General features: G+C 70.5%; 8 protein-coding genes. 7 read left to right on the forward strand and 1 reads right to left on the reverse strand.

Translation table 11 applies throughout. From position 1 onward, the window contains the following. Nucleotides 1-16: 16 nt before the first annotated feature. Nucleotides 17-733 carry an aKG-HExxH-type peptide beta-hydroxylase gene (locus GKQ77_RS02050; RefSeq protein ID WP_219686855.1) on the reverse strand — a complete coding sequence of 239 codons (717 nt, stop codon included), beginning with the start codon at nt 731-733 and terminating at the stop codon, nt 17-19. Between the two features lie 801 nt (nt 734-1534). Here GKQ77_RS02050 and GKQ77_RS02055 point away from each other — a divergent pair. From GKQ77_RS02055 to GKQ77_RS02085, 7 genes are all read left to right on the forward strand, one after another. Further along, complete coding sequence (locus GKQ77_RS02055) at nt 1535-2710, forward strand: glycosyltransferase family 4 protein (protein WP_219686856.1); 1176 nt, start codon at nt 1535-1537, stop codon at nt 2708-2710. Next, nucleotides 2707-3699, forward strand: a complete 993-nt coding sequence (locus GKQ77_RS02060) for an NAD-dependent epimerase/dehydratase family protein (protein ID WP_219686857.1) — start codon at nt 2707-2709, stop codon at nt 3697-3699. Before GKQ77_RS02055 ends, GKQ77_RS02060 begins: the two co-directional genes overlap by 4 nt. Then, entirely contained in the window at nt 3696-4325 is a 630-nt protein-coding gene (locus GKQ77_RS02065; protein WP_219686858.1) for a sulfotransferase family protein, read from the forward strand. The genes GKQ77_RS02060 and GKQ77_RS02065 overlap by 4 nt, the downstream gene beginning before the upstream one ends. Continuing rightward, nucleotides 4322-5734 (forward strand): sulfotransferase, encoded by a 1413-nt coding sequence (locus GKQ77_RS33815; RefSeq protein WP_219686859.1) that lies wholly within the window; start codon nt 4322-4324, stop codon nt 5732-5734. The genes GKQ77_RS02065 and GKQ77_RS33815 overlap by 4 nt, the downstream gene beginning before the upstream one ends. A gap of 98 nt (nt 5735-5832) precedes the next feature. Continuing rightward, on the forward strand, nt 5833-7719 hold the full coding sequence (locus GKQ77_RS02075; RefSeq protein ID WP_219686860.1) for an ATP-binding cassette domain-containing protein: 1887 nt from the start codon (nt 5833-5835) through the stop codon (nt 7717-7719). A gap of 38 nt (nt 7720-7757) precedes the next feature. Then, a complete protein-coding gene (locus GKQ77_RS02080) occupies nt 7758-8594 on the forward strand; it encodes a sulfotransferase family protein (RefSeq protein ID WP_219686861.1) in 837 nt (278 codons plus the stop codon). A 177-nt stretch (nt 8595-8771) separates the two neighbouring features. Next, complete coding sequence (locus tag GKQ77_RS02085; protein WP_504739853.1) at nt 8772-9362, forward strand: DUF8189 domain-containing protein; 591 nt, start codon at nt 8772-8774, stop codon at nt 9360-9362. The last annotated feature ends 137 nt before the right edge of the window (nt 9363-9499 follow it).

The raw sequence follows: 9499 nt of genomic DNA on the forward strand, positions 1-9499 counted from the left end.
GCTCCGGGGTGTCGGGTCAGACGGCGATGGTCCTCAGCAGGGCGGCACACTCCTCCAGCACGGTCAGCCCGTGTCCGGTGAGCAGTGAGGTACGGTCCCGAAGGGTGCCGATCGCCTGCCGCGCCCTCTTCACCAGCAGGGCCCGGCGGGCGTCCAGAACGTCCGCGGCCGAGGTGTCGCCGCCGAGAAGCAGCGCGTAGAGCGCGCTGCTCCGGGTCAGGACGACCATTTGCTGGAACAGCCCCGCCACAGGCCGGGGATCGGCGCGCAGGGGGGTGCGCAGAGGATGCGCGGAGTCCGCTGCCGGGGTGAGGAACGGAGCGCTCAGCTGGGCGGCGTTGCAGCGGGTGTGGGTGCCTTCGTGCACCAGTGCCTCCGCGCACCGCACCGGACCGGGCAGCCCGCGGGGACTGGTGCGCAGCCGCGACCGGTTGACGTAGATGGCGCCATGAGTCGTGAAGTCGGTGAAGCCGTCGATCGCCGGGCCCTCCAAGAGAGCCACTTGCGCGACACCGATGCGCAGTTCGCTCAGCATCAGCGGCCAGGTGGCCGCCAGCCGCGCGATGCTCTCGTCGAGTACGGCCCGGTCCGATCGCTGCCAGGACGTCACCCGGGAGCCCTCGGAGACGTCGGCTCCGCTTGGCAGCGCGGACAGTGCGCGGGTCACCGATCGGACGAGGTGGGAGGACGGCTCCGCGGGCGCCAGGCTCTCCCGGGCCTCGGTGTCACGCATGCTGCGCAAGATCGCCGAAGGAGCGAGTCCTGGCTCCGTCCGAAGGGCGAACGCGGCGGCCACCACGGCGGGATGCGCCTGCGGCGGCGCGGGGAGTCCCGCCGCCGTCAGGACGGAACAGACCACTCGATGGACCGCTCCCTCATCTCGCACCGCCTCGCGCGTGTCGGGTGCTACTCGCAGCAACTGCTCACCTCCACGCGTTCGCTCTCTCTCCGCGGCAAGGACTCTCCGGGGTAGGGGCCGGTGCCGTGTCCGGCCAAGGCCCGTCCTTCGCCGGACTGCCGGGGCTCCGACGGAACGAACCTGGCCGACAGAAGCACCGGCGCAACGGGCGGGGTGCGACCTGTCCGGACTACTCAGTTCAGTCCTGGTCCGGAATGTCGATCATGAGCGCGTACTCGGGGAGTTCCTCGGTGACCTGCTCGATGTCCTCGTTCTCCACGATGTCCTCCATGGCTGCTCGCGGGCCCGGTGGATGCGTCGGGTGACGCCCCGATCAGAAGTACCGCACACCAGGACGGCACACCATCGGGGGAGAAAGGCCGGTGCGGGAACCGGACAGGTCTGGGTTTCCGTGCTCCGGCCCGCCCGCCACGGCATGGAACAGGCGAACGGCGTCCCGGTGACCGGCCCTTGTCGATGCGCGTGTGACGCGTGGGGCGCCATGGGCCCTGCCGGCCCGTCAAATCTGGCTGGCAAGGGTGAGGCCGGGCCCGCTCGTGCGCTGCCGTGCGCCCCTGTGTGCCACGGCCGCCCGGTGGCGGGCATTGTGCCCCGACGCCCCGCTGCGGAGCATGGGTGTCCCTCACCGGCATCTCGGAGGCCCATCCAGTCATGCGGATCGCCTACCTGCACTCCGGCAGCATCCCCTCCGTCTACGCGAACGGCGTCCACGTCATGCGGATGTGCGATGCCTTCACCGACGCCGGGCACGAGGTCGTCCTCTACGCGCTGCCGGGGACCGTGCCCGCCGGCGACGTGCACCGCTACTACGGCACCCGCAACCGCTTCGAGGTGCGGAGCATCGCTCAGCCCGCCCTGCGGGGGCTCGGCGTATGGATCCGTGCCTGGCGGATCCGCGCCGACCTCCACCGACGAGGCACCCCCGATCTGCTGTACGGACGAGACCTGCGCGCTCTGCTCGTCTCGTCGGGCCTGGCCCCCCTGGTGTACGAAACGCATCTGATGTGGCCGCGGCGGATCGTCCGGAGGATCGAGGGCGTCCTGTTCCGCAGAAGGAACCTGCGACGCGTGGTTTTCGTGTCCCAGGCGCTCGCCGACGACTACCATCGCGTCTTTCCGGAGCTCGTCTCGTCGCGGTGGGCGGATCTGGTGACGGCTCATGACTGTGCCGACCCCGCCCCGGCCGACGGGCCGGTGGCAGACCTGCCGGGCCGCCCGGAGGCACCGAAGATCGGCTACGTCGGTCATCTGTACCCGGGCCGCGGCACCGACGTCATTCTCGAACTCGCCGCCCGCGTACCCGAGGCCGACTTCCATCTGGTCGGCGGCACCGCGGCCGACCGCGCCCACTGGCAGAGCCGCTGCACACGCCCCAACGTCTACTTCCACGGACATCTCCCGCCTGCCGAGCTGGCCCCCTACCAGCGTGCGTTCGAGGTCGTCCTGGCGCCTTACCAGCGCCGGACGTACTGTGCCGGAGGCGTGGGCGAGATCAGCCGTTGGGTATCGCCGATGAAGCTGTTCGAGTACATGTCCTACGGCAAGGCGGTCATCGCCTCTGATCTGCCGGTACTCCGGGAGATTCTGACCGACGGAGTCAACTGCCTGCTCTGCCCGTCGGACTCCGCCGAGACCTGGGCGGCCGCGGTCAAGAGGCTCGTCGGTGATGAAAACCTGCGCGCCACCCTGGGCGGCGAGGCACGACGGCAGCTCCACGACCGGCACACCTGGCGGATCCGGGCCGACCGGGTGCTGGCCGGGCTCGGCGACACAACCAGGTCGCGGCCTTGACGCGGGCCGTGGTGACCGGCGCCGCCGGCTTCATCGGCTCCCACCTCTGTGCTCACCTGCTCGCGTCCGGTGACAGCGTCCTCGGCATCGACTCGCTCACCGACTACTACGACCCGGCACTGAAAGAACGCAACCTGCGCGACCTGATCCCGCACCCGTCCTTCGCCTTCCGCCGCGGGGACCTGCTGGAAGCCGCTCTCGAACCCCTCCTCGACGGAGCGGATGTCGTCTACCACCTGGCCGGTCAACCAGGCGTACGGCCCTCATGGGGAAAAGACTTCGAGCTGTATGCCCGTCGTAATGTGCTCGCCTCGCAAAGGCTCCTGGAAGCAATGCGGGACCGACCGTTGCGGAAGTTCGTCTACGCCTCCAGTTCCTCCGTGTACGGCGACGCCCCGGTCATTCCCACGGGCGAGTCGGTGTGCCCCCGGCCGCTCACGCCGTACGGCGTGACCAAGCTGTCGGCGGAACATCTGTGCGAGGTCTATCGGATGAGCTTTGGCCTGCCCGCGGTGTCGCTACGCCTGTTCAGCGTGTACGGCCCGCGGCAGAGGCCCGACATGGCCCTGGCCCGGCTGATCGAAGCGGCGCTCACCGGCGGGCCCTTCCCGCTCCACGGGAACGGCGAGCAGGTCCGCGACTTCACCTACGTGCGCGATGTCGTCACGGCGATGCGGGACGCGGCCTGTTCCTCTTTCACCGGCGTGGCCAACCTCGGCGGTGACGCCCCGGTGTCCATGAAGCACGCCATCGCGGCCGTCGAGCGTCTAGTCGGCCCGGTGAACCTGGATCCACGGCCCGGCAGCCGTGGCGAGGCCCGGCACACCGCGGCCGACATCGCCCTGGCGGCGCGGGCATTCGGATATCGGCCCCGCACGGAGCTGGACGACGGCCTGGCGGCGATGGCCGACCAGACCGTCATCGATCTGGCACGTCGGCCCGAGTCCGGAAGCACCGGCCCACGAGCCATGTGGAGGGGGATCACGTGACCGGTGGTATTCCCGGTGCGGCACCGCACCGCTCCCGTCCTCGTCCCAAGGTGTTCGGTATCGGCCTCTCGCGCACCGGCACCCGCTCGCTGACCGCCGCGCTGCGCACCCTGGGCTTCGACACCGTGCACTACCCCTCCGACCCCGCCACCTACCGGACCCTGCTCGCGGGTACCGGGCGCTTTCCGCTGCTGGCGGACCATGACGGGATCACCGACATCAGCGTGGTTCCGTACTACGAGGAACTCGATCTCGACTGGCCCGGAGCCAAGTTCATCCTGACGGTCCGGGAGGAGCAGGCCTGGCTGCGCTCGTGCGCGACACACTGGGCACGACCGGTGGACAGCAAGACCGACCGTGGCGAGGGGTATCCGGACATGCAGCGCTTCCTGCGTGCCGCCGTCTACGGGTGTCTCGAATTCAACCCGGAACGGTTCGCCCGCGTCCACCGCCGCCACGTCGAGCGGGTGCTGCACCACTTCGCGGACCGGGACGACGACCTACTCGTCCTCGACATCGCCGGGGGCGAGGGCTATGAACGGCTGGCCCCCTTCCTGGGCAAGGAGGTCCCCGACGGCCCCTTCCCGAACGTCAACCGGCCCTCGCCCGTCCCGGACCGGCCGTGAGCGGCGCGATCCGCACCCTCCCCGGCGACTGGTCACCGCCCGCCGGCCGCCCGGTCGACCTGGTACTCCGCACGGTCGGTGAGCGCACCACCCACCTCGCTCTCGGCCTCGCGATCCGGCACATCCGACCACGCCGGGTTCACATCGCAGAGAACATCCGGCCGCTCGCCCGTGCCGTGGACCGCCAGGTGCACATCGACCACGGCGAGGCCTCGCATGTCGTCCACGTCGACGCCGACTGCCTGATCCTCGAGGACATGAGGCCCTTTCTCGACGCCAACGACCTTGCGTACGTCGACTGCTTCGTGCACGACCGGTTCCGCGGCCGGGTCCACTGCGGGGTGCACATCAGCCGAACCGACCTGGTCCGGGCGATGCGGGAGGTGGATGTCGAAGCGGAGGCACCAGCGGCGGGGCGCGGGCCGATGCTGCGGCCCGAGGCGTTCCGGCGGCACCTCGCCCGACGTCATCTCCAGCCCGACGTGCAGCTGAAGGGCTTCCACATCCTGCACGACCACTTCCAGCACTATCACCACATCTTCGCCAAGTACGCTCTGCGCGAGGTGCGCAGCCGTACCGAGAGCACACACGCGGTGCTGAAGTCGGCCCTGCTGCGCTGGGGGGACGACCTGGACTTCGTGGTCGCCAGAAAGGCGATACAGCACAGCCGCTCGGTGGTACCCGCCGATGTCACCCCGCACGCGCTGGGCCAGTACCTCGACGGCCTGCCCGAACTGGCGGCCCGCGTGGTCGGGGAGCTGCGCCTGCCCAGCCGTCCTCGGCTGACCATGGCCAACGTCCGGAAGACCGTGGCCCGCGCCCCGCAGACCCATGGCCCCGCCGCCGACCGGCCCAAGGTATTTTCCCTCGGCCTGCCCGGTACGGCGACCCGGAGCCTGGTCGAGGCCCTCCATCTGCTCGGTTTCGACCTCGCCCACTACCCGTTGGGCCCGGCGGACCTGGCGGCCCTGCGCCGCGGGGACGGTGACTTCCCGGCGCTGCGGCACTACGACGGCCTGACGAGCGTCTTCGCACTCGCGTCCCTGACGGCACTGGACGCGCGGCATCCGCGGGCACGGTTCGTCGTCACCGTACGGGAGACGGAGAGCTGGTTGCGTGCGGTGGAGCGGCTCTGGGACACCGGCTGGCCGTCGGGGGCGCCCGCGGCCGAGCGGGCCGCCCACAGGGAGGCGGCGTATCTGTTCCGTACGCGGATCTGTGGCGGGGAGACCTTCGACCCGGTCCGACTGGCTCGGGTCTACCAGGATCAACTCGTCCGCGTACAGCGTCACTTCGCCCGGCGCCCCGGGGATCTGCTGGTATTGGACATCGGCGCGGGCGAGGGCTGGGAGAAGCTCGCCCCTTTTCTCGGCCGGCCGATTCCACCGGGACCGTTCCCGGCAGTGTGAAATCCTCCACCGCGCTGTCATCCGCACGTGGGGTTTTCGCGCCCGGAGAGGCGCGGTCCGGAGCGGTGTCACCGTGCGGCGCCGGAAGTGACGGCAGGATGACACGGGTGCCGACCCATGCTCCCTCGACCTCCGCCGAACAGCCCGAACTGCGCCTGGGTTGGGACGACCCGCATCACGACCACGTCGCGGCGGCGGGTCTGGCGCAGATGGCGGCCCGTCTGCCCGCCACGATCGCGGCCGCCGCCCGGTTGAGCTGGGCCGCCGACCGGTGGGCGGCCCTCCAACTGCTGGTGGCCCAGCTGCTCGCGGCTGCCTCCGCCGCGGTGGTCCTGGCCGCGACCGCCCAGGTGATCGGAGCCCTCGTCGGGCAGGGCCAGGCCACCGAGCGGCTGCACGCCGCGGTGCCGGCTCTGCTCATCGCGGCGGGTGCGGCCGCCACCCGGGCGGCGTCGGACGCGGTCTCCCAGTACGCGGCGGTGAAACTGGGGCCGGAGGTGACCGCCCTCGCCGAGGAACGCATCCTCGCCAAGACCCCGGAGGTCGAGCTGACCGCTTACGACCAGCCGGAGTTCAACGACTCGCTCCAGGCAGCCGGCCTGGGGGCGATGGCCACCCAGGACCTGATCGCCGACGCGCAGCAATTGATCAGCGCGGTGGCGCAGTTGACGGCCGCGGCGACCATCCTCACTCTGCTGAATCCCCTGCTGCTGCCGCTGCTGGTTCTCGCGATGCTTCCCAAGGGGGCGGCCGCTCTGGGCACGGCTCGTATCGCCCACCACACCGCTCACACCAGCCTCGCCGACAACCGACTGCGCTACATCCTGCGCCAGCACAGCACGGACCGCCGGACGGCCGCGGAAGTCAGGGCGGGGACCATGGCCGCGTTCCTGCGCCAGTGGTACGCCCAAGTCGCGATGCGGATCAGGATCAGGCACCGGGCGGCCGCACCCCGAGTGCTGCTGGTGACACTCGGCGGAGCGGCCGGGACCGGCATCATGCTCACCCTCACCTGGCTCACCGTCGGGCTGCTGACGATGAACGGCACCATCGCGCTCGCGGTCGCCGTCACGGCCGTGGTCGCCGTCCGCTCCTCCACCGGCGCGCTCAACTCCCTGGTGATGGCGAGCGCCCGGCTGTTCCGCACCTCGCTCCACCTCCAGGACTGGCGCAACTTCCTGGCTCTCGCCGACACCCTGCGCGCCACGCGTGGACCGCTGGCGATCGACTCGGCCGGCCCCCGGGAGATCCGCGCCCACCGAGTGTCCTACCGTCACCCCGGCAGCCCGGTGAACGCCTTCGCGGTTCACGACATCAGCCTGACCCTGCGCAACGGTGAAGTCGTCGCCCTGGTGGGTGAGAACGGTTCCGGCAAGACGACTCTCGCCCACCTCCTCACCGGTCTCTACCTGCCCACACACGGCACCGTCAGCTGGGACGGCATCGATCTGGCCCAGGCGGATCCGCACTCGGTCTGGTCGCGCGTCGGTCTGGTCCCCCAGGACTACACCAAGTGGCCGATGGCCGCGAGGGAGAACATCACGCTCGGTCAGACCCGCGGCGAGGACGACCTCGTGCACGCTGCCGCCCGCGAGGCCGGCGCGGACAGCGTGCTGGCAGGACTGCCGAACGGTCTCGACACACTGCTGGCCAAGTCGTTCTGGGGCGGGCACGATCTCTCGGGCGGCCAGTGGCAGCGCCTCGCCGTCGCCCGCGCCTGCTACCGAGAGGCCGGCGTCCTGGTCCTCGACGAGCCCACTTCCGCGATGGATCCGCGCGCCGAACACCGGGTGATCAGCCGCTTCAAGACGCTGGCCGAAGGCCGGACCGCCGTGTTCGTCACGCACAACCTCACCAACACCCGCGTCGCCGACCGCATCATCGTGCTGGCCGGCGGGAGCATCGCAGAGGAGGGCACCTTCGATGAACTCCTCGAGCGAGGCGAGCTGTTCGCGGAACTCCACAAGCTGTCACAAGATCGGTGACGGTTCCTCGGCCCCGGCGACGGAGGTGCTGTGAAGTGATGAACAGTGAGCGGCGCAACAAGACGGTGATCTTCATCATGGGGGCCGGGCACTCCGGAACCACGCTGCTTGGGCTGATGCTGGGTGCGCACCCGGCGGTCTGCTTCGCCGGCGAGGCGTGGAACAGCACCCGCCTCGGCACCACCGACGCGCAGGGGCGGACCGTCGGCTGCAACTTCTGCACCGACGCTTGTCCCGTGTGGGGCGACCCGCTGCCGAGCACCGGTCCCGACCTCTACGAGGTGCTGGCCCGGCGCTGCGGGCGCCCCTTCGTCGTGGACTCCACGAAAGCGGTCGGCTGGATCGATCAGCAGACGGCACTGCTGCCCGGCGCCGTCCACCGTCATCTGGTGGTGCTGGCCCGTGATGGCCGGGCGGTGGTCAACTCCCTGCTGCGCAAGTACCCCGACGCCCGCCCCGCGGAGCTGGCCGCGGAGTGGGTCGCCCAGATGCGCCGGACAGAGGATCTTGCGGCCCGCTGGCCCGGCATCGTCAGCCGGGTGCACTACGAGGACGTCGCCACCCACCCCGAAGACGTCCTGTCCCGCCTGAGCGCGACACTGGGCTTCTCCTTCCTTCCCGCGATGCTCGACCCTTGGCTCAGCGTCCAGCATCCGTTGGGCGGCAACGCGGGCACTCAGTACATCGTGGCGCGGGAACGCGCCGCACGGGCCACGGGCCGGCCCGTCAACCTGAAGCGCACCGAGCGCGCCTACTACCTCGGCCACCCACCCGCGATCGTGCTGGACCTGCGCTGGCGTGAGGAGATGTCCGAGTCCGCCCTGCGCGTCTTCGACGCCATCGCGGGCGAGACCAACGCGCCCTATGCGCGCTGACGGTTGCCGAGTCTCAGGACCGGCTGACGGGGGCGACCAGGCGGTATCCGGCGGACATGCTGGGAAGCACAGTGCCCCAGCGGCTCACGTTCACCGTCCCCATGGCATGGTCCGCGCGCCTGCTGTCACCCGTTCGGCCTGGCGTCGCGCTTACGCCGTCGCTCCCGTCGGCGCCAGGTGACAGCCGGCCCGGCCCTGGCGGTGTACGACGGGCAGATGCACTGCGTCCACAAGGGTGCCGGCTCTGACAGCACGCTGTGGCACACCAGCTTCACCAACTCGGGGGGCTGGACCCAAGACACCCCGCTCCCCGGCCACTCCACAGCCTCGAACCCTGCACTGGCGGTGTATGGCAGCACGCTCCACATGGTCCACCGAGGCAGCGGCAACGACACCTCCCTGTGGCACACCACCTGCACGAGCGCCGAGGGCTGGGGAACGGACAACAAGTTCCGCGCCCACTCCAGCCTGGAAGGGCCCGGCCTGGCAGTCTTCGACAACAGGCTCTACTGCGTCCACCGCGGCCACGGCAGCGGGGACCAGAACCTGTGGTGGACCGGTTACAAGCCTGGCAGCGGCCCCTGGGCCGACGACCAGAAGTTCCCCGGCCACACCAGCGGCGCCGGACCAGCGGTCGTCGTCTACCGCGACAAGAACGGCACGCAAGACCAACTCATGGTCATTCACCGCGGCTACGGCAACCGCGCCGCCGACACCGACAGCGCCGAAGTGCAGGCACAGATCGCTGCCGACGAAGACGCCGGCTGAGCAGGCGCGGTAACCGAGGTGCAGGGCGAGGTGTCGGGCATGAGGGGGCTCGTTTCGCCGGTCCGGACCGACGCGGAGTCGGCCCGGACCGGGGGTTCCAGCGGGTGGCGGACGGGGAGCGGGGCGGTGTGCGGAGG

Source organism: Streptomyces anatolicus (genome assembly GCF_019400875.1).
Lineage (GTDB): Bacteria > Actinomycetota > Actinomycetes > Streptomycetales > Streptomycetaceae > Streptomyces > Streptomyces anatolicus.

Excerpts from the sequence above, each read along its gene's own strand:
- GKQ77_RS02050 (WP_219686855.1), bottom strand. The coding sequence starts at position 733 with ATGCGTGACACCGAGGCCCGGGAGAGCCTGGCGCCCGCGGAGCCGTCC.
- GKQ77_RS02075 (WP_219686860.1), top strand. The coding sequence starts at position 5,833 with ATGACACGGGTGCCGACCCATGCTCCCTCGACCTCCGCCGAACAGCCC.
- GKQ77_RS02080 (WP_219686861.1), top strand. The coding sequence starts at position 7,758 with ATGAACAGTGAGCGGCGCAACAAGACGGTGATCTTCATCATGGGGGCC.